This is a genomic window from Parablautia sp. Marseille-Q6255, from assembly GCF_951230155.1.
GTDB lineage: Bacteria > Bacillota > Clostridia > Lachnospirales > Lachnospiraceae > Choladousia.
In genome coordinates, this window is record NZ_CATNVD010000015.1 from 1 (window position 1) to 26,390 (window position 26,390).

The window sequence follows — 26,390 nt, forward strand, 5'->3', positions numbered from 1 at the left end:
CAGTTTTTCAGAAAGTTTTTGGATTCTTTCAATATAGGTACCCCTCATATACACCCCTGCCTAAATTTTATCATAAATAAAAGAATCTGCCCATCTCAAAGCAGATTCTCTTAAGTTTATGATGTTGTGCATAGCAGGGGGTTTATTTTTACCGTGACACAACAAAAAGAACCAATCTACAGAAACACACCATTTCTGCAGATTGGTTCCATGAATTACGGATGTATTTCATACGATTATAAAGAAAAATGCCCGAAATACAATGTTTTTGTATTTAATATCAACAATCTCTTATGCCTGCCGTTTGACACCGGACACCTGATACATTTGATTGTCTGAAATCACCACATTCACTTTAAAATAGGGATCGAATAACGTTTTCAATTTATCTGCCGTTATCAAGCCATTAGATACCTTACTTGCGGCTCCTTTGTGATGTCTGTCTATATCTTCTCGGCTTGCCCCGTGAGCGATTGTAAGCCGTCCATCATTTTTCAATAAAGAAGCCAGTTTCTTAATTAGATTCTGTGGTTCCGGAAAATGTGGAAAGGCATTATAAACAATAATCGCATCAAATTGAGAATCAAATTCAGCTTCCTCAACATCCCCACAGACAATTCTCACTCTTTCCTCTGCCGCATATTTTTCCTCCGCAATTTTTGCCATTTCCGGCGAAATATCAATGCCTATAACAGAGGATACCTTTCTTTCCAGATAATAAGGGATCATTACGCCCGTACCGCATGCCACATCCAAAATGTTCATATTAGCTGTCACTGAAATATTGTCCAAAATTTTTCGAATAATTTCATCATTTTTCACGATCTCCGCATCCCAAGTTGGAGCGCAATGATTGAAAAATTCGATTACATCACTCTTCTTCATATATACTCTCCAGTTTATACAAATTTCTGTCAGCGCTTGATAAAATTTATCCAAAAAATGTTTCGGTATCTATTTTCTGGTATCCACCAAAGCTAGTCGGACATGCGAAAATCTCTTCTGCGAGCTCCTGCCCAAGAAACATCTTTGTGATCTCATTTGTCTTTTCAGTCAGTTCAATATCTTCAAACGCTTCCGGATAAACAGTTTTCGCCACAAACCAACTGTTCATTAAGGCTATCTCGAAATTTGTATAATACGCATTATACGCCATCTCCAGATAAACCTCCCCATCTTGCCAAGCCTTGCAAGTATCAAACATTGCAGGATCTTCTTGATACAACGGAGTAATATTTTTTACTGCCGCCGCATCTATAATCATGATATCCATCTCATTCCCAAGCGCTACAAACTTTTCTTCTTCAATTGGCTGAATGCCGTCCATGCCACTGTCATTAAGCACATTTTTCACATTTGCAATATCCAAAGAAGGAAAATGTTCCGCTGTCATCAAATGGTCCGTTGTCCCCCAGTTACCCAAACCGCAAATATATACCCCCGGTTTTTCTTCCTCTTTAATCTCTGCCGTTCTCGAAGAAATCTCCTCTGCTTCAGACGCAACAAAGTCCACTAATTCCTGCGCTCTTTCCTCCGCCTCAAAAACTGTGCCGAGCAATTCCATCGAGCCGACAAAAGCTTCGTCAAAAACCCCCTTGGGTCCGGCTTTTAGTGTAATAACAGGAACACCAAGTTGCTCCTGTAGCGCATCTTCTTTTTCAACATCTTCAAACTCAGAAATTACAATATCCGGTTCACAAGCAAGAATTTTCTCTGCCTCAGCAGCTTGCGCCATTGGTCCGCCCACACCGCAAGACGGCAGCCTTTGAAAGGTATCTCCATATACCAGTACATAAGGTCTGGCAACAGAATCAAACATCATCGGACGCTCTTCTAAGGCAGTATTATCAATGTCCTCTACTCCGCACAAAAGTTCTGTATCTCCCACATAGCTGTACATTCTCAGTGCTCCTGCGCCAATACATACCACTCGCTCATAGCTGCCGGGTGTCACCGTGACTTTCCTGCCAATCATATCAGTAATCGTAACCTCTGTCGCTTCTTCTGCCTGAGCTACTTCTTCACATTGCGCAGACATACCGCAAACGCCAAATGTCAATACAGAAGCCAGGAGACATGCCGTAATTTTTTTAATCTTCATTTCCTTTTCCTCCTAAAATAATTTTTTCATTTTCTATCTCAGCTATTCTGACATCAATGTCAAAAATATCTTTGATCACTTCTTCATTGACACAGTCCTTACCACCTGCATATTTTATAACGCCGTCTTTCAAAAAGAAAAATTTATCGCCAAAATGCAGTGCCTGATTCAAATCATGCAGGGAACTCAAAATACTGATTTTCTTTTGTTTTGCCAATTTTTTTGCTTCTTCAATAATTAAATGCTCATTTGCTATATCCAAATTGCCCGTCGGCTCATCAAAAACCATCATTTTAGGATTCTGCGCCATAGCACGTGCAATCGCTATTTTCTGCCGCTCGCCGCCTGAAAGTTCATCTACATTTCTGTCTGCGTAATCTTCAAGATGCATATCGGCGATAATTTTCTCTACGGCAGTATAATCATTTTCACTCGCCTTGTAGCCAAAATAAGAAACCCTTCCCATAAGGATAGAATCAAATACGGTTAATGCGCCAAAATGAATTTCCTGGGGAACATAAGCAATGCGCCTTGCCCGTTCCCGCCGGGACATTTTTGTAAGCACCTCATCTCCAAAACAGATTTCTCCTTTTAAAGGTGTATGGATACCAAGAATATTTTTAAATAAAGTCGTCTTTCCGGAACCGTTTTTCCCAAGCAAAATTCCGATCTCTCCTTGCTCCAGCTCTAAATTAACATGATCCAGTACCATCTTCCCCTGACGGCTATAACGAAAACTAAGATTATTTACACTCAGCATCAGCGATTTTCCTTTCCCGAAAAAATAATTGCCACAAAAAAAGGGGCTCCTAACAAAGAGGTAATCGCACCGACCGGCAAAGCCGCTCCATTTCCCATACTTCTGGACAGAGTATCCGAAAACAGCAGCAATAAACTGCCACTCAAAGCAGAAACTGGAATCGTAACACGATGATCCTGACCAAACAGTTTTTTCGTGATATGCGGACAAATAATACCAACGAATCCAATAATTCCAAGAAAAGATACGCATACCGCAGTAATCATAGATGCCAAAAGCATAGAGACAAATCTCAAACCTTCCACATTAACTCCCATTGTTTTTGCCGTTGCCTCTCCGCTCAGCAATGCATTCAGTTTCCATGACGTGAGCGTAAAAAACAGAATCCCCGACAATACTACGGCAAACATAATTGCATCCGTCCGGTAAGTGGCTCTCCCCAAATCTCCGAAATTCCATACCACAGCGGCAGAAAGTCCTACGTCTGTCGCATAAAACTGCAAAAGCGTAGTCGCTGCGGTCCAGACAGAACCAACAGCGATACCGGATAATACTACTACATTTGGAGAAAAGGACCGCACGGTACATAATCCTAAAATCAATACGATTGAAAATGTCGAAAATAAGAACGCAATAAAACTGGTAGCATACGGGTTCACTCCAACCGCATAATTGGAAAGATTGTTCCCAGTAGAAAGGAATCCACCTGCAAAAGCAATGATAGAAAGATTCGCGCCAAACACCGCCGCATTCGACACCCCTAACGTTGAAGGAGATGCCATAGAATTATTCAAAGTTGTCTGCATAATAAGACCAGAAACAGACAAACCGGCACCGGCAATCACAGCCGCTAATATTCTCGGAATACGAATATTCCATACGATCCGCACACTTGCAGCGCTGCCCTGTCCGGTCAAAGCCAAAATGCACTCCCCCGCTGACATATGAGAATATCCTAAAAATAAACATCCAATACCTAGTATAATTACTAAAACCAACAGTCCGAAAATCACAAAATAATGTTTGTGTTTTCTGTGGCTTAGTCTCTGTTTTCCCTGCATAATAAATACTAATACCCCTGTAATGATGATTACTGCTTTGAGAAAGTGCTGTCTTTTCTCAAAGGCACATTGCCATTATTATAGCATTGAATTTTTTGCTCTGTAAGCCCCCCGTGGGGATATTATTTTTTCAACCGAAGGCTTCAACAACAAAATTAAAAGTCCTGAAACGAACATCCTCTGGAATTCGAAATTTCCAGCGTCTCAAAACTCGTATTTTTCTGGTAACCCATTCATTTTACTAAACTGGTACTTGAAGGTTTGTTTGCTATGCAATAAAACAGGCACTTTTATATAACAAAGCAAAAAAAACTTTCAAACACAACAATGGGGCAGGATTCCTAAGAATCCCACCCCGCCTATTGTCTCAGAATCGAAATTTTTTAAGTATTTAATGTTCACCACAGTCATCTGCATGTTCATGTTCATGGCAAATAGAACCTGTGGATTTTAATTCACCACGAAGATATGCTTTCACAGCCATTTTCGCATCTCCTTGTGCGCCAAGAATTACTTCTACATTGCGCTCATTAAAAATATCAACAGCTCCACCGCCCATACCACCAGAGATAATAGTATTTACGCCCATATCAGCAAGAAAATTTGGAAGAAATCCGGGCTTATGTCCTGGATTCGGAACAGATTGCTCAGAAATAATCTCACTATTTTCTGTCTCATAAATCATAAAATTCTCACAATGTCCAAAATGTGCCCAAATTTGATTTCCATTACAAGATACTGCGATTTTCATAGCCTAGTCTCCTTTATACATTTAATAAATTTTTTGTTTGCTCATATATCCCTTGGATTGCCCTTGACGCAGGACAGTCTATATGAATTACACTTCTTCCATTATTTTGAGCCTTCGTTACCGTCTCATCCAATGGGATTTTCCCAACAAACGGAATTTCATTTTCTTCACAGAAAGAGATAATTTCTTCTGTCTTTTCCAATGAAATATCATATTTGTTAATACAAACTGCTACTGGAACATCTAACTGGTAAACCGTATCCAGTATTCTTTCCATATCTGAAATTCCTGATTGTGAGGGTTCTGCTACAATTAACACCATATCCACTCCGCTTATAGAAGCAACTACCGGGCATCCAATACCAGGTGAACCATCAATGATAGCAAATTCTTCTTCCGAATTTTTTACTAATTGCTGTTTGACTGCCGTCACAAGTTTGCCGGAATTTCCTCTACCCATTTTCAATTTCGCTGTAGAAAAAGTTCTCTCCTCTTTATAAAGCATCAATTCTCCAGCGATATCGTCTTCCAGATGTATCGCTTTTGCCGGACAAATCTGCTCACAAACGCCACATCCTTCACATGCAAATTCATCTACGATATATTTTGATTTCACAAGTTTTATGGCATCAAATCGACAATTTGATGCACATGCGCCGCAAAACATACAGCGTAACTTATCAATTACAGCTTTTTGAGAACCATGAAAGTCTTTCCTATCCGGTAACACATTCCTATTTTCAACAAGGTGTAGATTCGGTGCATCTACATCACAATCCGCAAATGCTTTTGCAGCAAAAAGTTCAATCATTGACGCTGCAACTGTTGTTTTTCCTGTCCCGCCCTTTCCACTTAGTATCAGAAGTTTTTTCATTTTACCACCTCCGATATCTTGGCATATAATCGTTCAAATATTTCTTTTGCCTTTTGGTTCGTTTCGTATACAAGATTTCCTGCTGCATTCTGTGCTGCAATCTCACACGCAAAAGGAATCTGTTCTAAAACAGGCAACTGAAGTTTCTCACATAATTCCTGCATCGGATTGTTCAAATCATTCACTTTATTGATCACAATTCCAAATGGTTTTTTTAATATTTTTACAAGCTTGTAAACCATCTGAAAATTATGAACTCCAAAAATACTTGGCTCCGCAACAATCACACAATAATCTGCTTCTTTGATACTTTCCATCACTGTGCAAGCGCTTCCCGGTGGACAGTCTATGATATTATTCTTACAAGGTAAATTCTTTATCAATTCTCGAATAATCGGAACGCCGCTTTCTTCACCTATGTTCATAATTCCTGTTTTTACAATAATAGAACGATGCTTACCAGTACGAATCTCACCTATTGAATAATCTTTTTCTACAACTGCCTGATTTGGACATACAATTTTGCAGCCTCCGCAAGAATGACAGACCCCACGGAACAGCATCGGTTCCTCTTTGATGAATGCCAAAGCATTAAAATGACAGAAATCAACACATTTGCGACAGTGATTACATCTATCTGCTAAAATCTGTGGTATTTTCACACATACCTTTTGAGAACAAACATCTGTAGGTTTAAAAAATAAATGTCCATTTGGTTCTTCAACATCGCAATCAATATAAGCAGATTTCTCAATCGCAGAAGCCAGGTTACAGGAAACGAAAGTTTTCCCGGTTCCACCTTTTCCACTTAAAACTGCTATATTCATTATCTACCTCCACGTCCATGAAAACCAGAATGAAATTCTGTTAATTTTGATAATTTACACTCTTTCAATAATTCAATATTATGCTTTGCAGAACCAAATTCTGCTTTATATAATACAATTTGTCCAGTCTGAAAAACCTCCGCTGCATTTTGTCCCAATCTTGGAAGAATCACCGCTTCCACACCTGCATCAATAACAGCTTGTGCCGCTTTAATTCCAGCTCCGCCCTGAGCAGATAGCGCTGGATTCTCTATATATTTTTCTTCCTCTGTATCTGTATCAAAAATCAAAAAAAACAAAGCACGTCCAAAAGTCACACAAATATTAGTATTAATACTCTTTTCTTCCATAGGAATTGCTATCTTCATAATAAACCTCTTTTCTGCAAACCTCCATTTGCAACTCACTCTACATGTTTCCCTGAAAACCATCATGAAAATGTGTCAATTTTTTCAACCTACCGGCATAAAAATCCTCCAGAACTTTTGTTGCTACTTTTCCTTCTGATTTATATATTTTCATTCCAGCTGCTCCAAATACATCTGCGGCATTTTGTCCGCATCGCACAGTAATTAGCACATCTACTCCCTGATCTACCAAAAACTGAGCTGCCTGTATCCCGGCTCCGCCTTGGATTTCTGCCGCCGGATTTTCCACAATTCTTCCGATATTCCCATCCTGAAAAAGAAAATGCGGTGCTCTTGCTAAACACTACAGACATCGGTTTTGTTGTCCTCCAATGGAATCGCAACCCTCATTTTACCATCTACCTCTCGTTGTATGCCAATCTGATTCCGATAATGTTTGGGACATCCCATACACCGACATTGCTCATCCTTACCATCACATACTCTAAAACTTCCGCCTTCGATTTTTAATGTATATCCACTTACAAGAGCCTCCGCCATCTTCTTTCGAGCGGAATCATAAATCGTTTGAACTGTCGTCCTTGCAATTTGCATAAACTTACTACATTCTTCCTGAGAAAACCCTTCTTTATCTATCAAGCGAATGGTTTCATACTCATCTACCGACAAGATAATAACAGACGAATATAACTTTTCCCTTACCGGGCGGAATTCCTGAATTTCAGGTATATTACATACTTTCCTACACTTTCTTGGTCTTGGCATACCACCACCTCTGTCTTCATTATACATCGTTTATGGCATATGTCAATAAACCATCAAATTTTCTCTGGTTTTTTGAAAAAACACGATTTATTTCCTCATATTTTTTGTATATTCCAATGTTAAATTATCTTGTCCAAACAAGTGTTTTCTCATCATAATTAACGAGTTCACTATTATCCATATTGATCATTTTATCGGTCAAATTATCAATATAATATACATGCATAATTTTCTCTGCAAAGTCATTTCCCGGCATAGATTTAATTACTTTTCCTGAGTTAAAATCTATGATAAGTCCATTTCCAGCCCTTATAAGGTGTTCATCACTTTTAACCATCTTTGTATAAAACGTTTGTGTAATTCCAATATATAAATCATATGTATCATTACTTTGGTTTACCAAAACACATTTTGCAGATTTATAATTTTTTAAATTCACTGAAATATCTAAACCTTTATCTTCTGGTATAGTCACAGAAACAATATTTTCCGTATATTTTACTGGCATCTCCATTCCCCCAAAAAGATATGCAGCAACAATAATAAACAAAAAACTACATATTGTAATAATTATACCATTTCGAGCTTTCTTTTTACTTTTTTCGATTTCCTTACTAGCATATTCAATTGTATCTTTAATCACATATTCAGCTTCACTTTTATTCATCTTTATTTCCTCCAGTCAATAAATCATACAGAGTTATCTCCAATATTTCTGAAAGCGGAATAAGTAAGGATATATCAGGAAACGACAGACCTCTTTCCCATTTACTTATAGCTTTATCAGTAATATTTAATTTATCTGCCAGTTCTTTTTGTGACAGTCCATGCTTTTTTCTATTATCACTAATATATCTACCAGTTTTTTTCGCATCCATCGTCTTCCCCCTTTCAACATCATTTTATCTCAACTAAAAAAAAAGTAAACCGACTCTTGGTTTACTCTTGAAATCAAGCAAATTTGTCAAGGCTCAAGCCTTTACTGTTTGACGATAACTGTTTCAATAATAAATTACCCCTTGTTGCCATGTGCCATAAAGCAGATATGTGTTCCCAACATCCTCTTGGCTCTGTCACAAACAATGACTTTGTATCTCTTGTTCTCTGCCATAGGCTACACCTCTACAATCACCTCATCAAGGTCAACGTCCAATTCATCAGGGATACAACCGACTCTGCCTACTATTCTGTCTTTCTCAACTCCTAAGAATTCCTCACGGAACTTCAACATTTTTTCTTTCCAATTATAAGTTTCAATATCCATAACGACCAAATCTCCCGCGCCGTTCTTAGTAAGAAAAACCAGTTCTGCAATCAATCTTATTGCAATTTGGGCGAATTGCTACAAATGGACAAATATTCATGCCAACACCTCCTTGCGCCTATTAGATAGCAATATTCTATCTATATTATACCTAATACACACAGAAAAGTTTTCTTTTGTCCTTTATAAAAAAGGCCGGATTTCTCCGACCTTTTTTACTATCAGCGCAGCCTTATTATTTTGATACTTCTGAACATATTTTTCCTTCCACCGACAAGTCACAGCAGATCGTCTTAACGACATTGTAATCCATGCTTCACCGGAAAAGGAATCTTGCCATTTATCTAATACTCTACACATATCCGTCTCATTCTTTGCTGTGTGGAAAACAGCGCAAGGCTGAGTTTGAATTTCAAAGATTATACTCTTGGTATAATTTCTGCCTATAAACTTTATCTTCGGTTACTCTCTCAGCATCGGCAAAACGTCTCGCTTTCAGAAGTACATTTATCAAGCTGCTAAGCCTGCTTTCTCCTTCTGCACGACCTTCTTCGCGACCTTCTGCTCGACCTTCTTCGCGACCTTCTGCTCGGCCTTCTGCTCGGCCTTCTGCAAGTCCCTCTGTAAGAATTTTTTGTTTTATCGCCTCGATTTCAGGAGCCATCAGTTCTTCTAACGCTTTACACATATCTGCCTCCTCCTTTGCTGTGTGAAATAGTTCAGTATTTGCACGCATAACGACTTCCAAAACAGCGTCTGCGCACTCACGTTCATGTTTCCCCTGTGTCTTTTGCATATCCGACACCATTGTCCGCATATCCTGCTGCGTGAGATTTTCTGTCAGCCGGCTTAACCATCGCGATTCTTCACGGCTGACCTCAGACGTTACTACCACCTGCGTTATGAAAAACCCTTCTTTTCTGATGTAGTAGATCCCACCATAAGGTCTCTCTACTGCATAGCCATTTTCTGTAAACCATGCAAGCAGTTTTTTCGGCTTCAGGTCACGGACTAACGTGACCGTGATATCCTCTACCAAAATTGCATTGTCAGACGTTCCAAAAGATTTGTACAAACAGGCGTACGCCAACGCTTTGAAATAATCATCGATTCCCAATCCATCACGTGGAGATTTAAACTCCATGATATTATGGCTGCGGAAGATTTTTCCGATAATACTTTTTAGTACAAGATCTTTCTTCTTCGTCACAATGAGCAGGTCAATCTGCAATGGTTTTGAGCTGAGGTTATACTCCCGGTCAAACAACAGATTTTCAGAATCATCCAAGAACTCAAGTTCCATGGCACTACAGAAAGCAGGATGCCACTGTATTTTTTGCTGCATCTTTTGTATCTCCTTTCTATATTTTCGTAAGAAAGGTACTGTCACTGATATAGAAGCTACAGTCTTCTATATTTTCTTACATATTTAATATGTGTTTTTATACCAGTTCCAGCATAGCTATATTATAAGCTGATTCAAGCGTTTTTGCAATACCTTCTCAATATCCACCATTGGCAATACCATTTCTATTCTTTGTGGTGTTTGATTCTATAATTTACTTCAAATTTATCTATCAAAACGATATGGACCGCTACACATTGAATTACGTTGAAATAATATGCAGTTGTCAATAAAACTATCATTCTATTTTCTGCATTCTCTCCCTGTATCCTCCCATTTCTTCTGCTTTGACCTCCTGCTTTTGGTTTTCTTTCATTCTATACACCACATGCCAAACAGTATGCAGACGCACGCACCTAATCTCATCAGTAATACCGCTATATCATAACTGTTTTAGATGCCGCAATATTCTTTTCTCATAGAGTAGCGGTTGAATTTTTCATCCGCCTATCCTACCATAATAAATAACTGTTTCCAATCAAACGCCGAAAGATAAATCACAGTTTGCGCCTCTTACAAGGACATTTCTGCCCTCTCTAAGTTTTTCATGAAAAGGAAAAAGATGGCTAATGACAACCATCTTTTTCCTTTTCATATTTTATAGTGCGTATTCAAACCAGCATGTTAATTGCCTCATCATAACATTCGTTTTTTATCCTTCTTGTTGTTTTTTCTTATTTTTACGATATCTGTTAAAGGCAATTATTTCCCATGCCACTAGTGCAAGAATAACAACTACATCTACTACATATAGAGCAATTACCCAATTAGGTGTTTCTACTGTTCTCATCATTACATTAGAATTTGCCAATGCATATAGTGTTCCATGTGCTGCATTTCGTAATGCATTAACTGTACCTGCAGAATCGCGGTCAATATAAAAATCTTCTGTAATACTGAACGCTAACATTTTTGTACCTCCGGTACGAATAGCTAAATTTTGATTCATATACCAGCCTCCAGCCATCGCATCAGTAATAACAGAACCATTAAATCCCCACTCGTTTCGTAGGATATCAGTCAATAACGCTTCTGAACCACCACTCCAAATAGTTCCAATAGCATTCATTGAAGTCATAACACCCATTGCCCCTGCTTTTACCGGATACTCAAATGCTTTAAGATAAATTTCTCTAGCAGCCTGCTCATTTGTCCATGTACAAATACCATTCTGTCTATAGTTATCCTGTTCATTAAATGCGAAATGTTTGACATAACAAATAAGTCCATTTTCTGTTGCACCTGCTACCTCTCCTGCCGAAATAACGCCCGACAGGTATCCATCCTCGGAATAATATTCAAAATTTCTTCCACCAAATGCACTCCTATGGATATTCATAGCCGGGCCATACCATCCTGCACAATTAATTTCCGCACACTCTTTCGCTATCTGAATTCCTTTTTCTTTTGCCAATTCTTTATTCCAAGTGCATGCTAACATAACCTGCCCCGGATATCCAACACCTGCAGCTGCATTGTAATTGCTATGAACACCCGTAGGCCCATCACAGTCTTCCGTTGCTGAAAGTCCGATTTTTTCAATCGCAATTGTATGATATCCTCCATCAGCTGATAATTGAGCCATTTCATCTACCGTCAACTGATCTAATAACGCATCCCATTTGGGATCATCATAATCTACTCCAGTCAAGTCCGAAAGCATGACTCCGTTATCTGCTCCAGTTATCGGCATTTCGATATCTTCATCATCATAATCTGCTGCATTAAACGTAGTAAAACTTGTATAATTCTCAAGTGCTTCTTCATTCATACTAAACTCTGTCGGAGCAGCTATCGTTTTTTCATAATTTGCAAACCCATCGGCTCGACTTAAATACTCCACATCACCTTCTGCAAATCCCAAATGATTCTGTGCTACTTCTTTATCGGAAGATCGCGCCCCCTCATGTTCTTCATCATATATAATATCTTCTTCTACAACAGTAACATATGTATCAATTATGGTATGCGAATCTGAGCAAAGATTGATTTCATATTCTCCTGCTTCTAACACATATGCACCATTTTCACTCTTAATACATTCCGAATCGTAAGAAGACATATCTTCATATGCAAATGTAATCTCTAATGTTTGAGATGCCCCTGGTTCTAACAATTCTGTCTTTGCAAATTCAATCAAGTTTGCAGATGCCTTTTCTATTCCTCCGTTCGTATACGGTGGATTATAAAAAATTTCCGCCACATACTTACCTGCCGTATCACCTGTATTTGTCACATCTATACTAAGCGTAATATCGTCTCCTGTGTCTTTTACATCTGCAATTTTCGACTCAAAAGTTGTATAACTCATTCCATATCCGAAAGGATACTGCACAACTTCTTCATAATTTATTAACCCTTCTTCAGCGGCTGTTTCATAAAACTTATATCCCACATAAATACCTTCGGAATAGTTTAAGAATTTCGCTACATTCTCTTCACTGCCCGTTACTTCTGCATAATTATCATAAGATGTACCGCCAAAATTATTTACAGTAGGCGTATTTAATAAATCATATACATATGTATCTGCCAGATGTCCTGAAGGATTGACTTCGCCATTGAGTACCCGTCCTAATGAATCAAATCCTACTTCTCCAGGTGCAGCACATAACACTGCTGCTTTAATACTCTCATAATCTTCAAGCCATCCAAGTTCCATCGCATTAGATGAATTCACCACCACAACCACATTGTCAAATTCTTTGCAAACTCGTTCTACCATTTTACTCTCTCGATTACTTAATTCAAGATAACTTTTTTTTGCATCCAAATCATCTTCTTGAGTTCCAAAAGTATAGTACTGGGCAAGTTCTCCATATTGAACATTGTGCTCATCGGTCTTTGTCAAACTTTGAGGCACATCAAACCCTTCTCCACCAGTACGACTGATAACAATCAGCGCCGTATCGGAAAATTCTACTGCTTTTTTAAAAATTTCTGCTTCTTCATATTCTTCTATAGTAGGTTCCGGAATTGTCCAATCACCTTTTTTTGAGCCCAATTCTCTCAAACGTATTGTCCCAACTGGCCTTTCTGAACGAAATTTTTCATAAAAATCAATCAGTTCCGTATTTACTTCATATCCTGCATTCTCTAATCCCTGTATCAATGTTGTAGACTTTTCTTCGCTTGTTGCACCCGATCCGGTTCCCCCATAAAGTGGGCGAACACTCGACCATCCAAATAAATTTAATTTTGTTCCTTTTTTTATCGGCAATCCATTATCATCATTTTTCAATAAAACAATTCCCTCTGAAGCAATCTGATCAGCTATTTTCCGCCCGGTTTCCAACGTTTCTTCTGATACTTTTGTTTCTTCGCTAAAAATACTATTAAATATAGAATATTCAATATCCAACATAATCCAATTTGCAGCAATCAGAACAGATAAAATCATTGCAATCGGAGCTTGAATCCGAACCAGTTTTCTCTTTATCTTTTCCATTTTACTCGCTAACACTATTACAACAATCCCTGCAACAATTACCACTCCCACTATAATCAGTGGAATCTTGCAGGCATTCAATGCATCCATAAGATCGGTAGTAGTAATCCCTAAACCACCTCCAAACATTAAATTGTAAATCTTAACTGTTGCAAAAGTTAACATTAAAGTCGCAATAATCACTATTATTGTTGGTAATACCCATTTTCTTTTCTTCATTATTACTCTCTCCCATCTCATTTTTGAAAAATGCAGCCGTTTAGTTTTCTCTCTTCCATTACTCATCTCTGACCAAATTCTTTAAAGTCTATTCTTCCAATCCCACAAAATCAAAAGTACAGCACTTTCCTTTTATATCGTACTATACGTTCTCCATTTTTCTCCGTAACACTCCACTACAATCTTTGCAAGTTCAATTAGCCCATTGGAAACTTTGCAAATCAAAAAATTTTCATTTGCTATTTGTCCTCACATAATTACAGAAATTCCATTAATTCCACTTCTGATTACGAATGAAACCTCCTTTCTTGTGCCAGCTTTAAATTTTTCTAAAAAACAATGTTCTCTCCTCCTTCTTTTTAATAAAATCAAAAATTTTTTCAAATAAATCTGAATATAAACATCCTAACATTATTTTCCTGAATCTATATAGCTATTTCATAAATCGTCTTTTTTATTTCATAAACTGTCTTTTTCTTTATAAAATAGCCATTTCTTCTTACATCAGCATTGGTGCTAGAATATAAATAGTACAAGTCAAAATGAGAATTCCTTATAAGAAAAATCATGGTACAATGTAGGTACCGCACTGAAGGAGGAACTCATTATGGCAAAGCACTATGACAAACAATTTAAGCTGGATGCAGTCCAGTATTATCATGATCACAAGAACTTAGGACTGCAAGGCTGTGCTACAAACTTAGGAATCAGTCAGCAGACATTATCACGCTGGCAGAAAGAACTGCGTGAAACAGGTGATATTGAAAGCCGTGGTTCCGGTAACTATGCTTCTGATGAAGCAAAAGAAATCGCACGATTAAAACGAGAATTACGAGATGCACAGGATGCCCTTGAAGTATTAAAAAAAGCAATCAACATTCTGGGAAAATGACGGAAGCCATTTATCTCGAAGTTAAGGAGATGGCAGAAACTGCCCATAAGGCAAAACGCCGGGTTTCTGTCTCCGGAATGTTGAAACATCTTGGCGTTTCTCGTTCTGGTTATCATGCATGGCTAAAACGTGTTCCTTCTAATACAGAAAAAAGACGTGAAGCCGTAAAAGCTAAAATCAAAGATATTTATGATGAATCTAAACAGAATTATGGTGCCCCTAAAATTACCAGGGAATTGCGTAAATCAGGAGAAATCATCTCCGAGCGTACCGTTGGTAAGTATATGAAACAAATGGGCATCAAAGCTCAATGGAGCAAGCCATGGACCATCACGACCAAAGATTCTGACTTCAGCAGCGAATTAAAAAATATCCTTGATGAACAGTTTCATCCAGAACGACCAAATGCTGTTTGGTGTTCTGACATCACATATATCTGGACGATAGACGGATTTGTTTATCTGACCAGTATTATGGACTTATATTCCAGAAAAATCATTGCCTGGACACTTTCCAAAACATTGGAAGTATCCTGCGTGATTGAAACAATAAAGAAAGCCAAAGCAAGACGCAATATCGATAAACCTTTAATTTTGCATTCAGACCGCGGAAGCCAGTATGTATCAAAAGAATACAAACGTGTAACCGCAACCATGCAGTGTAGTTATTCTAAAAAGGCATATCCATGGGATAATGCATGTATTGAGTCGTTCCACTCCCTGATTAAGAGAGAATGGCTGAATCGGTTTAAGATTCGAGATTATGATCATGCATATCGTTTGATTTTCGAATATTTAGAAGCATTCTACAATACGAAACGAATTCATAGTCACTGTGATTATATGTCACCAAATGATTATGAAGAGCTGTATCGTAGGCTTCAGCAGGGCGAATTGCAGATGGCAGGTTAAGATGAGGAAAACCTCATTTTAACTTGTACTAAATCTTGACATAGGACCACATTAAAATCTTAATGGTAAACCACTTCAAAAGAGTTCCATCTATAACACAGGTAAACGTAATATCTCTTCTGAAACATTTGAGGCTTATTTCCATAAGTAATGTACACAAAATGCCTTTCCAGTTTTAAATATAAATTCCTATTTCTTGCTTTCCATTTCATCCAGATATTCAAACTTGAATACCTTTTTCACACATACGTCCTATTCCAAATAACACACAAACACTAAAATTCAATGGCGTTAGCAATACCGCTATGATCATAACTGTTTTTAACGCTTCAATGTTCATTTCTCCTACTAACGAAAAAAAGGGCCACTGCCAATGCAGTAGCCCCGTCCTTTTACAATCAGTTTTTCTTTTTCTGATACCAAATAATTGCTATAATCCCACCAAGGTAAAAAAGAGCCAGCATTGCTGGTAACCATATCTTTGCACCGCTGTCTGTAGCATGCTGCTTCTCACTTTCAGATCCTTCTATGCTTGTCAGCTCCTTCGTAACAATAATTTCTTTGGTTTGGGAATCCTTATATGGAAAAACAACCGAAATCTCCTTCTCATCCACACCATATCCGTTTGGCATTTTTGTTTTCTTCAACACATATTCCAGATCTTCAACATAAATTCCATCCTCGTAAACAGCCGTTGGAAGTGCCTTGCTCTTTGCCGTGCCGGTCGCATCTGTTACCAATGTTCCCACCTCTTTCCCTGATTTCTTTTCCCGTAAAACAAATGTGACGCCGGCAAGCGCTTGTTTGCTGTTGCTATCCGTACACTTAATTACCAATCGTCCCACGGGACGGGAATCCTTCATAGTTACCACCTGAGTTTCGCCGATATCTTTAACTTCGCATTTTAAATCTTCTGCCAGCAGGTATCCTTTTGGCGCCTGCTTTTCATGAAGGATATAACTTCCAACCGGAAGTTTTTCAATCTGGTGCGTTTTTCCTGTAGATGTCCAGCTTTCTACGGTTTTGCCCGCTTCATCAAGAAGCATCAGCTTTGCTCCCGATATTCCCCAGGAGCCTGTCGGATCAGTCTTAGAAAATTCTGCCTTTATCATATCTGTCTCCATCACATATTTCTGGACAGCTGCCGTGTTTTCCACCACAATTTCCATACTTTTTGCGGTAGCATAACCGTTTACCGGAGATTGTTCTACCAGCTTATACGTCTTTCCCGCCATCAGTCCATGTATCACATGGGGCTTATTTTCAGAAACCCATGTCTCTACTGCATTCCCAGCCACATCCAGCACTTCCAAAGTAGCACCCGGAAGTGCTTTTTTTGTCGTCTGATCTATTTTATGGATTTCTACTACCGTAGGTTCCCCCTCAAATACAAAAGAATAGGAAGTATTTCCACCCTGGTCTGCAAATACGAATTCCTGCGTTTCTCCACGATTTGCAAATCCTTCTGGGGCCTGAAGCTCCTTGACATAATAGCTTCCTCCCACCGGAAGATCTGCCACAAACCGTATTTTTCCATCCTCCCCAGTGGTCTTTAGCTCAATCAAACTATCTGCCTTTAATAGTACAGCTCCTGTATGGGAGAGAATGTCCTTCTTTGTAAAAAGTCCAAACACTGCACCGGAAAGATTGTAATCTGATCCCTTTTCCCTTTTCAGGATTTCAATCTGTATCCGCTGACGACTGTTCTGCCAGTTTTCATCATAAAAAACCACTGGCGTATCCTGACCGCGATAAGTCAAATCTACATATCTTCGTTTTTCATCCAGCACATGCCCGTATTCTGTAGCCGCTTCTTTTACATAATACCTTCCAAGAGGAAGCTGCTCCAGAGAAGCAATTCCGCTCCTGTTTGTTTTGATCGTGGCAATCAGTTCGTCTGCCCCATAATAATCCGGACTTACCCCATCTGCAGCTTTAATCGTCTCAGCTGCATAAACTTCAAAGGTTACGTTCTGTAAACTGCCGCTGATATATTCAAAAAAATGCTCCACTATATTTTTGGAATGTTCGGAAAATGTCACTTTATCTAAGAATTCCCCTTTTTTGTTAATAAGTAGCTGTGCAGTCGGAACCGTACCGGTCATGGTGACTTTTTGTATCTCTTCTGTATCCGCAACAGTAAAAGTAATCTGGTCCGCAAGCAGATACCCATATGGTGCGGTCTCTTCCCACAGGGTGTATGTTTTCCCTGTTTTCAGTCCTTTGAGTACATGCGGTTTCCCCTTGACAGAAACCCAGGAATCCACTGTTTTACCGGTATCGTCTAGCACGTGCAAAGATGCCCCGTCCAGATCCGCCCCGGTTACAAGGTCTGTTTTTGTAATCGCTACCTGCGTTGGTTTATTCTTCTTTACTGCAAAAAGGCTGATAACCGGAATCTCCTGCCCCTGATATGTTGCAGAAAACTCCAAAATCTCGTCAGAAGAAGCATACCCTTTTGGCGGTTTCAATTCCCTGACATAATAAGTACCAAATGGCAGGTCTGTCTCAAATGCCGCCTTGCCCTGCTCGTTGCTTGTGACTTTTTCTAACAGCGTATCTTCTTTTACCAAAATATTCTCCCCTGCTCGGATCGGCTCCTGGTTATACAGTCCAAACACTGCGCCAGATAGGACATGGCTGGTCTTTGCATCCCGTTTTTCTACGGTGATCTCTACTTTTTGCCGCTCATTTTCAAAAAGGGCTTCCTTCACAACCACCGGCATATTCTGGCCTTCGTAGGAAAAGGTTACTTCCTGTGCAGGATTCTTTAATACGAAGCCTTCCGGCGCTTTCTTTTCCTCAATACGGTACGTGCCAAGCGGCAGATCCTCTACTACTGCTTCCCCGTTCTCATCTGTTACGGCCGTAGCAACCAGCACATCTTTTTCATATTCCACACACCGTTTTCCCTGTGCATCCTTCTGGTGATCCGGTGTGTAGATGGTTTCAGCTGCATATAGATCAAACGCAGCGCCGGGTAACGATTTTTTTGCATAATGAAAGGTTTTCTTGTAAGCTTCAAGGGATTCTCCCACTGTTTTTATAACAAGCCTTCCTTTGGTGGCACGATTGGCATAAGGCACGGTAATGACAGCTTCGCTGCTGATTTCTTCTGTCTCATGGGCGGTATTGCTGTCTACCTTGACCTCTATATATTCCGGATTCAGCGTATATCCCTCTGGCGCGGTTACTTCCTCAATGCGGTAGGATCCGCAGGGCAACGCATCCGGAAGGATCAGACAGCCGGTTTCATCCGTAAAATAAGATTTATGGACGACCGTAGACGGATAAGAGGTAACCTGCTCCACATATTTTTCATTCTTCAGATCATATATTTTAAACTCTGTGCCTGATAAAAGCACGCTTTTCTTAGTGTCCTCATCCAACTTAACAATTTTTAGTTTCGCCTGAAATTCCGATTTCACAAGTATCTTCCAAACCTGCGGTTCCGTTTGGTTTTCCGAAATCACAATTTTGAAATCTTCTGCCGGAGTCAGGTTATGGGGAACAGTTGTTTCCCGTATGATATAGCTTCCATACGGTATCGCAACAGAACAGACATAGCCACGTTCATCTGTAATGAGTTCGGTCTTTCCACCTGGCGTCAAAACAACAGGTACAGCGTTGGAAAAATCGTAGGTTCCCTCTTCATTTTTCTTAAGGCTGCTTTCCAAATAAGCAGAAAATCCAGCTCCTTTTAAAAGATCTGTCTGTTCGTTATCTACTACTTTAATCAACTGAAAAGGCTGCTTTTTTACCTGTGTCTTGGAAATAGTCGTGCGGATCACCGTTTTCGTCATATCCCCTTCATATCCACAGTTTAAATTGTGTTCCTTGGGATCGGGTAAATACCCTTCCGGCGGTGTCAGTTCTTTGACATAATATTTTCCCAGATAAAGGTCCTTTGCTTCTGCATTTCCCATTTCATCTACGGTCATGGTGGCTACCTGTTCCCCGGCCTGGTAAAGCACACCGGATTTCTGATCTGGGTGGACAATATCTTCTCTTGCGAATATGCCATATTCCGCTCCTTGAAATTTCGCATCCCCCTGTGGTACATTTTTCGTTTCGACATCTTCCTTTGTCAACAAAATGGCCGCATCCACCCGTTCATGGGAAAATATATGGGTAAAAAATAGCTTTGCTTCCCTGTCATTGGTATAGGAAAACGAAAACGAATAAACATCTTTGGTATTGCGGAAATATCCATCAGGGGCTTTTTCTTCTTTTATATAGTAAGACTGCCGGATGGGAAGGTCTGACTGAAAGACTACTTTTCCCTCTTCATTCGCTGTAACCGTTTCCAGCCGGGTATCCTTTTTTACAACCACGGAACCATCGGAAGCAGTTATGTCCTGTGCCGCGTATAATCCGTAAATTCCTCCTGCAAGTGTGTTTTTTGTCTCTTTATCCTCCCCGGCTACAGAAACTTCCGCTTTTTGTCTTTCATTTGTAAAAGAAACCTGTCCTTCCTCTTTTCCATCTGCAAGCGTAATCACTTTTGCTTCTCCCATGCAGATAAAATTATCTGGAGCTTTTTCTTCTATTACCCGGTATGTGCCAAAAGGAAGCTCCAAAAGCTCTGTGCTGCCCTCCTCCCCGGTAACCAGCGCTTCTTTGACAAGCTCGCCTTTTTTATAAATCAATCTCCCATCAGTGCCTTTTACCTCTGTCTCTGCATAAACATGATAAACAGCGTCTTTTTGCGGTTGTTTCGTATATCGAAACGTCACGCCGCCTTCTGTTGCCTGTGCCCCGCTCAAAACTTCTCCTTCTTTGAATATCTGCATGGACCCTTTCGATATTTCGTCCGGTACTTCTATCCTTTCCTCATCTGAAGGAGTGTCCTCCGGTTCCTTGGCATCTGAAGATTCTTCCTGAAAAACACCGGCTTCCGTTCCTGACACTATCCCAGTCGCCTTTTCTGTCGCTGGTTCTGTCTCTTCTGTGCTTGTTTCCTGACTGCTGTTTTGCTGCTCTTTTGATGTTTCTGCTTCCCTTGATGTGACTATGATATTTCTGGCAAGCAGATACGTTTCCCCTGTCTTTTGTGTGACTTGATAGACACACTTATAAATTCCGGGAACATTTACATCAAACGCACTCCCATCTTGCATAGCTGCTATTTTTAGCTCTGCCGTTTCCCCTTCCGGAAGCTTTAAATCCGTAAAATCTGTCTCAACCGCAAAAGGCGTTCCGGCTGCCAGAGTAAGCTCCAGCTTTGGCATAACTTCTACCTCCGAAAAAAGCTCCGTGTTGTCCGTTTTTTCCGTTTCCTGTATCTCATAGGCGGTACCGGTCCCGGCTGCTTTTGTAAAAGCGCCTGAGCCAAAGAGCGTAGTGCAGCACATAGCAACAGCCAGTGCACCCGCAATCCATCTTTTTCTGTGATTCTTTTCCAAATGTTCGTTCTCCTTTCATAGCCTGCTTTGTTTTCTGGTTTTGATTTTTTCGGTTTATCCCGGATCTGCATGTCTTCCCTCCTTTCCTACGCCAATGATAGGCAAACAAAAAAGAAGCTGTCCTCTCCAGCTTCCCTTTTGTCTGACTACCCCGCTATTTTAAAAGAAGAAAACCGCCATTGCTGGCGGCTCTCTGTATTCCGTAACACGGCGCTTGTATATTTTCGATTGTCCGATTTTTCTGTTCGTTAAACAGCACTTTCGTTTAAACAACAGCCTCTATAATCTTCCTGCCTTCTATTTCCATTTCCCGGACTCCAATCTGCTTTTTCTGATTAAAATTAAAGCTAAGCAGATACCCGGTCTGCAATCCATAATCTTCCAGATATTCTGCTATCTGATGCTCGCCACGGGAATGGTATTCATTGCCCCGCCAGATTTTTGTTTCCACAACAAACTGTTCTCCCCGATAATCCACGATAATATCGGTTCTTCCAAGGCTTCGGGTACGCGCTTCCACATAGTAGTTTCCGGTTCCATTGATGATGGGGCGCAGATAAAGAAGAAAATAGCGCCGACCCTCCTCTTCCAGAAAACTATCTTTCTGATTTCCGTACAACTCGTGGAAATGCTCTACAAATTTTTCCAAAACCCGCCTCATATCTAAATGCCCATCACGAATAAACAGATTTTTGTCCAACAGGGAAGCTTTATACATATCCGAAGACCGAAGCTCCTCCTGGGAAAGAAAATGATTATAAAGCAGCGTATCAAAAATACGGTTTGCCGGAATCACCCTGCCATCTGCATTTTTTACAAACCCGAACATTTCTGCAAGGGAAATCACCGGATTTGTTGGATTATACGTGATCGGCTTTCCAAAAAACAACAGCTCTTTTAACATCTGCTCCAGATCCGGATAATCGGTAAGTTTACCAATCAGGGACTCAAACAGTGTATTATTTTCCAGCAGCAGCATCCGTACTGCCGCCAAAAAACCTTCTTTATTCCACGCACTGTTCGTTTTGGTTCCGTCTCCGATTTTTTCATCCAACAGCTTACAAAGTCTGGACACCAGATACGGATAGCCCGAGGTATACGCATACAAAAGCGCAGCCATTTTTCCGGTATCCATACCGGTATCATGATCTTTTTCGTATTCCCTGAGCATTCCTTCTATTTCTTCTTCGGACAAACTCATATCCACGTCAAAGTCTGCCGCTATATTCCACGGGCTGTTCGTTTTATGATCGTCCGGCTTCCGGATTTTACGTTTCAGATTTTTAATGTCATATACCCCTGCCAGGATAACGGACTGGAAGGTGACGATTCCTTTGGTATCTCTTTGCAGGTAATAGCTGCGCAGCTGGGCAAGAAAATCCAAAAACACCTGATTATTAGAAGCGCTGTCTACTTCGTCAATCATCAGGATGACAGGCTTTTCGCTGCACTTACAGACACGCTGCAGAAATCTGGATAAGACCATCAGGTTCATTTCCGTTGTATACGTTTCTGCCGCATGGTACATCTCCTTCATAATCGCGGCCATATCCGGCGTTTTTTCTGCATTGCGCCGCTGCATTTCCTGCAAAAGCAATTCCAAAAAAGCCTTAGAAAAAGTCGCCTCATCCTGGAAAGCCATACTTCCAAGATCCTGAAAGTCCAGCCAGAGTACAAAATAATCCTTTGAAAGTCCTTTATCCAGAGCGGCCAGCGTTGTGGTTTTTCCATACTGTCTTGCTCTGTTTATCGTAAAATACGATCCGGCATCTACCAACTTTTGGATTTGCCGAATACGCCTTGTCATATCAGCCATATAATGTTTTTTTGGTATACACGGTCCCGTAACATTAAATACCTTTGTCACTATATCACTCCGTTTCTTTGTACTTTTACTTTGCAGCGTTTCATATAACATGCAATCCCATACTTTAAAATCTCATTCACTCCGTTTTCCCGTAGCTCCTCGTCGTACTTTCTTGTCTCTACCTGCTTTAAAGCTCTTTCACAGGCAGCGTCAAGGTTTCCGTCACCTGCGTATTTCACCTCGATCAGAATTGCTGTCTCACTGTTTTCCATTTCGATCAGAATGTCACTGTAGCCTTCTCCAGTTTCCTGATTAGAAAATATCCCCCATTCTTCTTTGATGCCCAAAATTCCAAGCAGAATACCATGATAAAAGTTCTCTTTCATTTCCTTTCTTACAAAGGTGTCCCGTATACTGATGGTCTTTTTCAGGTAACTTTCAAAAATATCTTCAACCTTCTTTTCCTCTCCATTTTTCAGTGCCTCACAAAATCTGCCCAACGTATCCCCGTCTTTTGCAACACTTTCTTTGAAATACTCCATAATCTGGGTTTTAAAAATATCCCGGATTTCCAAATTCGGTATCCGCAGCTTGAACTTTCTCGCATCCACCTGACCGGACTGCGTTAAATACCCAGTTGAAAATAATACGCTCCAGATATTCTCGATAGACTCATACATTTCCTTATAAGTCAGTTCCGGATGAATGGTTTTTGTGATACTCTCCCCGGCCATCAAACGCTCAATCTCCCGCTTTGTGGTCAGATTTTTCGACTGCCGGATAAATTCCTTCACTTCTGCGTTGCTGCTTGTATTGATCCAGTAATTCTGAGGAATTGCTTCCCTGTTTGTGCGCAGACTTCGAAGATAGGAAACCACATCCCACGGACAATATACATCCACGTTTCCGAAGCGGTATCCATCATACCATTCTTTGATACTTTCATACTTATCCGTACATTCATAATACGTTAAAAGGTCACGTACCTCCTGATCTGTAAATCCAAAATATTCATCAAAATCGACATCTGCAATCGTAAAGGTTGTAAAGTTATTAAGTCCTGTAAAGATACTTTCTTTCGAGATGCGCATACATCCAGTAAGCACTGCAAGCTTCAGACTGCTGTTTGTTTTTAACGCCTGTTCCAACAGATTGCGAATCAGAAATACCATCTGGTCATAGTATCCATTTGCAAAGGCTTTTGCTAACGGAACATCATACTCATCAATCAATAAAATCACTTTTGTACCATAATGCTTTTCCAACAATTCCGACAGCCTTCTTAACCCGCCGCAAAAAACAGCCTCACTCATGCTGCTGTCCAAAAGTGCTTTATATTCCGACTTGTCATAGTCACTCAAAACTTCACTGTCGAGAAGAAACTGCATGCTGCCAGCTGCAGTTTTCATAATCTGCACAGCAAAATCAAAAGCGCCCTCATAAGTAGCTGCATTAATTCCTTTTAAGGAAACAGAGATCACGGGATATTTTCCCATATATTCATCGCACAGCTTCGAATCTTTTAAAATTCCCAAACCATCAAATATGCCCGGATCCCCCTCAATCGAAAAGAAATATTCCAGCATACTCATCGTTAAGGTTTTCCCAAAACGTCTTGGTCTGGTCAATAAATTTACTATCCCGCCGTTAGTAAGCAGTTCCGAGATCAGTCCTGTCTTATCTACGTAATAATAGCCATCCTTTATAAGCTGCTCAAAGTTTTCCACGCCTACCGGAAGTCGTTTTTTTTCTTCACTCATGACATCACACCCCTTCTTATGAAATCTCTCTGTCAACATTTTTGCTTTCAGAGAGATTTCATTTTGCTGACAGCTGTGGTTTCTGTTTTAAACCAGTTTTTGTTCTTCTATTTTACACCTGTGCTTTTTCGTCTGTTTGTCGTATCCAATACCCACCAGCAAAATCCGCTCAATCTTTTTCTCGTTTTTGGCTTTCTTTCCGGTAAAACGAACCAGATAGTTTTTCTCTCTGATTTGGTCAATCGCCTCTTCCGGAGAGTGATTTACCTTCAATTCCAAAATCATCCCGGTTTTTACGGAAGGCATCTCCGGATAAAAAATAAAATCTACAAATCCTTTGCCTGCTTTTTCTTCCCGTTCCACCCGATAATAATCTCTCGCAGCTAAATAAGTCAGATTCACCACTGCGCTTAATTCTGTTTCATGGTTATAGGAGAGAATTGGAGTTTCTATCTCGTGGGTTTCTTCCAGGATCTGTTCCATGGTTTCGGTATCTCCCCTAAGGGTTGCCTCCAGCATCTTTTCCGACGCCTTTGCCAGGCGATACACATATCCCAAGGACTCTTCCCGCTTTAGCATATCGGAAAACTGATCCATTAATTCCTTATTCGGAATAAATACTTCCCCGTCTTCATAGCTCAAAAATCCATAAACCACCATAGCGGAAAAAATCTGTTCTTTTGTCTTTAACTCCTGCGAGGTTGCTGCATATTCCCAGATTTTTGCAGGTATCGACTGCCCGGATACCATTAGTGCCAGATCGTCTTTTACCGCATCTACATTATTTTTAATGTAATAAAAGATCTCGTCATACGGTCCGGAGCTGGTCCAGTAATTTCCCAGATTATTATTGGATAAGGACATGACTACAGAACGGGGATTATATAACCGTTCTCCGCCCTTGGTATGATATCCGTCATACCATTTTTTCAGTCCTTCTCTGGTTACTTGTGCAGATTCAATCCCCATTTTCTCGTAACGGGCAAATAAAGCATCCACCTCCTGATCTGTAAAGCCAAAATACTCAGAAAACCGCTCCTCCGATGCCATGGTAAATTCACTGAACATATTTAATTCCGATCCACTGCTGTATTTCGCAATTGGAAGGATACCTGTCATATAGGCAAGCCGAACATAAGGCCGGTCTTTTAAAAGGTTCCGAAGAAACATCAGATATTCTTTCTTATCCTGCTCTGTGATAAAGTCCTGATGAAAAATAAAGTCCCATTCATCCAGAACAAAAATAAACCTTGCCGTTTCATCCTGTGAATACAACTCCAAAAGAGCATCCGCTGCATTATCAATCCCTTCCAGGTCCAGTTTCCTGTATTCCCTTTTGAAATCACGCAGTAGCCTATTTTCAATTCGATCAATATAATCTCTATAAGAACTGCATCTGCTTCCAAGCTCATTAAATGAAATATGGATCACTGGGAATTGATTGAGAAATTTATCATAATCCACTGTTTGGGAAATCAGCAGAGGATCAAAAATATCCCTTGCATCACAGGCATCGGAAAAAAAGGCAGAAATCATATTTGCCGTTACTGTTTTTCCAAACCGCCTTGGTCTGGTAATACAGATATGATTATTTCCAGTCTGAACCAGAGGAAATAATTCCTCCAGTATTTTAGATTTATCTACAAAAAAATTTTTTTCTGTCTCGCTTTTGTATAAGGTATATGCAGTTTTACTGTTCAAATAAACTCCCATAAGCTACTGCACCTCCATCTATTCTCTCTTACTATTTTACCATGTGTGAATCTGCCCTA

20 protein-coding genes and 2 pseudogenes are annotated in these 26,390 nt (G+C 40.0%); 3 read left to right on the plus strand and 19 right to left on the minus strand.

The window, feature by feature from the left end; translation table 11 throughout:
• Nucleotides 1-291: 291 nt before the first annotated feature.
• Genes QOX44_RS12410 through QOX44_RS12425 form a run of 4 tightly spaced genes read right to left on the minus strand, consistent with a single transcriptional unit; the run spans nt 292 to nt 3,922 of the window.
• Complete coding sequence (locus QOX44_RS12410; RefSeq protein ID WP_283683430.1) at nt 292-885, minus strand: class I SAM-dependent methyltransferase; 594 nt, start codon at nt 883-885, stop codon at nt 292-294.
• A 46-nt stretch (nt 886-931) separates the two neighbouring features.
• Nucleotides 932-2,101, minus strand: a complete 1,170-nt coding sequence (locus QOX44_RS12415; RefSeq protein WP_283683431.1) for an ABC transporter substrate-binding protein — start codon at nt 2,099-2,101, stop codon at nt 932-934.
• Complete coding sequence (locus tag QOX44_RS12420; RefSeq protein WP_331488396.1) at nt 2,091-2,861, minus strand: ABC transporter ATP-binding protein; 771 nt, start codon at nt 2,859-2,861, stop codon at nt 2,091-2,093. Before QOX44_RS12420 ends, QOX44_RS12415 begins: the two co-directional genes overlap by 11 nt.
• Entirely contained in the window at nt 2,861-3,922 is a 1,062-nt protein-coding gene (locus tag QOX44_RS12425) for a FecCD family ABC transporter permease (RefSeq protein ID WP_283683432.1), read from the minus strand. The genes QOX44_RS12420 and QOX44_RS12425 overlap by 1 nt, the downstream gene beginning before the upstream one ends.
• A 133-nt stretch (nt 3,923-4,055) precedes the next feature.
• Here QOX44_RS12425 and QOX44_RS18325 point away from each other — a divergent pair.
• A pseudogene (locus QOX44_RS18325) lies at nt 4,056-4,167 on the plus strand (transposase); the annotation flags it as partial.
• A 146-nt stretch (nt 4,168-4,313) separates the two neighbouring features.
• On the opposite strand, the gene QOX44_RS12430 reads toward QOX44_RS18325, so the two are convergent.
• The 11 genes and pseudogenes from QOX44_RS12430 to QOX44_RS12480 form a co-directional block, all read right to left on the minus strand.
• Complete coding sequence (locus QOX44_RS12430) at nt 4,314-4,673, minus strand: NifB/NifX family molybdenum-iron cluster-binding protein (protein ID WP_283683433.1); 360 nt, start codon at nt 4,671-4,673, stop codon at nt 4,314-4,316.
• 13 nt (nt 4,674-4,686) lie between these two features.
• Nucleotides 4,687-5,547, minus strand: a complete 861-nt coding sequence (locus tag QOX44_RS12435) for an ATP-binding protein (protein ID WP_283683434.1) — start codon at nt 5,545-5,547, stop codon at nt 4,687-4,689.
• Nucleotides 5,544-6,374, minus strand: coding sequence for an ATP-binding protein (locus QOX44_RS12440; protein ID WP_283683435.1), 831 nt, complete (start codon nt 6,372-6,374; stop codon nt 5,544-5,546). Before QOX44_RS12440 ends, QOX44_RS12435 begins: the two co-directional genes overlap by 4 nt.
• The gene (locus tag QOX44_RS12445; protein ID WP_283683436.1) at nt 6,374-6,742 is read right to left on the minus strand and encodes a NifB/NifX family molybdenum-iron cluster-binding protein; all 369 of its coding nucleotides are present in this window, start codon (nt 6,740-6,742) and stop codon (nt 6,374-6,376) included. The genes QOX44_RS12440 and QOX44_RS12445 overlap by 1 nt, the downstream gene beginning before the upstream one ends.
• 40 nt (nt 6,743-6,782) lie before the next feature.
• Nucleotides 6,783-7,067: pseudogene (locus tag QOX44_RS12450) on the minus strand (NifB/NifX family molybdenum-iron cluster-binding protein); the annotation flags it as partial.
• An 11-nt stretch (nt 7,068-7,078) separates the two neighbouring features.
• Nucleotides 7,079-7,507 carry a DUF134 domain-containing protein gene (locus QOX44_RS12455; RefSeq protein WP_283683437.1) on the minus strand — a complete coding sequence of 143 codons (429 nt, stop codon included), beginning with the start codon at nt 7,505-7,507 and terminating at the stop codon, nt 7,079-7,081.
• Between the two features lie 124 nt (nt 7,508-7,631).
• Nucleotides 7,632-8,174 (minus strand): hypothetical protein, encoded by a 543-nt coding sequence (locus QOX44_RS12460; RefSeq protein ID WP_283683438.1) that lies wholly within the window; start codon nt 8,172-8,174, stop codon nt 7,632-7,634.
• Nucleotides 8,167-8,385 carry a helix-turn-helix domain-containing protein gene (locus tag QOX44_RS12465; protein WP_283683439.1) on the minus strand — a complete coding sequence of 73 codons (219 nt, stop codon included), beginning with the start codon at nt 8,383-8,385 and terminating at the stop codon, nt 8,167-8,169. The genes QOX44_RS12460 and QOX44_RS12465 overlap by 8 nt, the downstream gene beginning before the upstream one ends.
• Before the next feature lie 236 nt (nt 8,386-8,621).
• Entirely contained in the window at nt 8,622-8,771 is a 150-nt protein-coding gene (locus QOX44_RS18095) for a hypothetical protein (RefSeq protein ID WP_331488397.1), read from the minus strand.
• A gap of 412 nt (nt 8,772-9,183) precedes the next feature.
• Nucleotides 9,184-10,116, minus strand: coding sequence for a hypothetical protein (locus tag QOX44_RS12475; RefSeq protein WP_283683440.1), 933 nt, complete (start codon nt 10,114-10,116; stop codon nt 9,184-9,186).
• Nucleotides 10,117-10,828: 712 nt separating this feature from the next.
• Nucleotides 10,829-13,843, minus strand: a complete 3,015-nt coding sequence (locus QOX44_RS12480; RefSeq protein WP_283683441.1) for a glycoside hydrolase family 3 protein — start codon at nt 13,841-13,843, stop codon at nt 10,829-10,831.
• A 607-nt stretch (nt 13,844-14,450) separates the two neighbouring features.
• Here QOX44_RS12480 and QOX44_RS12485 point away from each other — a divergent pair.
• Together QOX44_RS12485 and QOX44_RS12490 are read left to right on the plus strand one after the other, a co-directional pair.
• Nucleotides 14,451-14,735, plus strand: a complete 285-nt coding sequence (locus tag QOX44_RS12485) for a transposase (protein WP_009261811.1) — start codon at nt 14,451-14,453, stop codon at nt 14,733-14,735.
• Nucleotides 14,732-15,646, plus strand: a complete 915-nt coding sequence (locus tag QOX44_RS12490; RefSeq protein ID WP_283682379.1) for an IS3 family transposase — start codon at nt 14,732-14,734, stop codon at nt 15,644-15,646. The genes QOX44_RS12485 and QOX44_RS12490 overlap by 4 nt, the downstream gene beginning before the upstream one ends.
• Nucleotides 15,647-16,044: 398 nt before the next feature.
• On the opposite strand, the gene QOX44_RS12495 is transcribed toward QOX44_RS12490, so the two are convergent.
• The 4 genes from QOX44_RS12495 to QOX44_RS12510 all read right to left on the minus strand — a co-directional run bounded on the left by QOX44_RS12495 (nt 16,045) and on the right by QOX44_RS12510 (nt 26,331).
• Nucleotides 16,045-21,051 (minus strand): MSCRAMM family protein, encoded by a 5,007-nt coding sequence (locus QOX44_RS12495; protein WP_283683442.1) that lies wholly within the window; start codon nt 21,049-21,051, stop codon nt 16,045-16,047.
• Between the two features lie 265 nt (nt 21,052-21,316).
• Nucleotides 21,317-22,918, minus strand: coding sequence for an AAA-like domain-containing protein (locus tag QOX44_RS12500; protein ID WP_283683443.1), 1,602 nt, complete (start codon nt 22,916-22,918; stop codon nt 21,317-21,319).
• On the minus strand, nt 22,918-24,618 hold the full coding sequence (locus tag QOX44_RS12505) for an AAA family ATPase (protein ID WP_283683445.1): 1,701 nt from the start codon (nt 24,616-24,618) through the stop codon (nt 22,918-22,920). The genes QOX44_RS12500 and QOX44_RS12505 overlap by 1 nt, the downstream gene beginning before the upstream one ends.
• An 87-nt stretch (nt 24,619-24,705) precedes the next feature.
• Entirely contained in the window at nt 24,706-26,331 is a 1,626-nt protein-coding gene (locus tag QOX44_RS12510; protein WP_283683446.1) for an AAA family ATPase, read from the minus strand.
• Nucleotides 26,332-26,390 lie beyond the last annotated feature (59 nt).

Bases quoted from the DNA above. Each gene is read 5' to 3' on its own strand.
- QOX44_RS12455 (WP_283683437.1), bottom strand. From the start codon at position 7,507: ATGCCAAGACCAAGAAAGTGTAGGAAAGTATGTAATATACCTGAAATT.
- QOX44_RS12410 (WP_283683430.1), bottom strand. From the start codon at position 885: ATGAAGAAGAGTGATGTAATCGAATTTTTCAATCATTGCGCTCCAACT.
- QOX44_RS12415 (WP_283683431.1), bottom strand. From the start codon at position 2,101: ATGAAGATTAAAAAAATTACGGCATGTCTCCTGGCTTCTGTATTGACA.
- QOX44_RS12440 (WP_283683435.1), bottom strand. From the start codon at position 6,374: ATGAATATAGCAGTTTTAAGTGGAAAAGGTGGAACCGGGAAAACTTTC.
- QOX44_RS12485 (WP_009261811.1), top strand. From the start codon at position 14,451: ATGGCAAAGCACTATGACAAACAATTTAAGCTGGATGCAGTCCAGTAT.
- QOX44_RS12475 (WP_283683440.1), bottom strand. From the start codon at position 10,116: ATGCAGCAAAAAATACAGTGGCATCCTGCTTTCTGTAGTGCCATGGAA.
- QOX44_RS12460 (WP_283683438.1), bottom strand. From the start codon at position 8,174: ATGAATAAAAGTGAAGCTGAATATGTGATTAAAGATACAATTGAATAT.
- QOX44_RS12465 (WP_283683439.1), bottom strand. From the start codon at position 8,385: ATGGATGCGAAAAAAACTGGTAGATATATTAGTGATAATAGAAAAAAG.
- QOX44_RS12425 (WP_283683432.1), bottom strand. From the start codon at position 3,922: ATGCAGGGAAAACAGAGACTAAGCCACAGAAAACACAAACATTATTTT.
- QOX44_RS12510 (WP_283683446.1), bottom strand. From the start codon at position 26,331: ATGGGAGTTTATTTGAACAGTAAAACTGCATATACCTTATACAAAAGC.
- QOX44_RS12420 (WP_331488396.1), bottom strand. From the start codon at position 2,861: ATGCTGAGTGTAAATAATCTTAGTTTTCGTTATAGCCGTCAGGGGAAG.
- QOX44_RS12480 (WP_283683441.1), bottom strand. From the start codon at position 13,843: ATGAAGAAAAGAAAATGGGTATTACCAACAATAATAGTGATTATTGCG.
- QOX44_RS12430 (WP_283683433.1), bottom strand. From the start codon at position 4,673: ATGAAAATCGCAGTATCTTGTAATGGAAATCAAATTTGGGCACATTTT.
- QOX44_RS12490 (WP_283682379.1), top strand. From the start codon at position 14,732: ATGACGGAAGCCATTTATCTCGAAGTTAAGGAGATGGCAGAAACTGCC.
- QOX44_RS12505 (WP_283683445.1), bottom strand. From the start codon at position 24,618: ATGAGTGAAGAAAAAAAACGACTTCCGGTAGGCGTGGAAAACTTTGAG.
- QOX44_RS12445 (WP_283683436.1), bottom strand. From the start codon at position 6,742: ATGAAGATAGCAATTCCTATGGAAGAAAAGAGTATTAATACTAATATT.
- QOX44_RS18095 (WP_331488397.1), bottom strand. From the start codon at position 8,771: ATGGATATTGAAACTTATAATTGGAAAGAAAAAATGTTGAAGTTCCGT.
- QOX44_RS12435 (WP_283683434.1), bottom strand. From the start codon at position 5,547: ATGAAAAAACTTCTGATACTAAGTGGAAAGGGCGGGACAGGAAAAACA.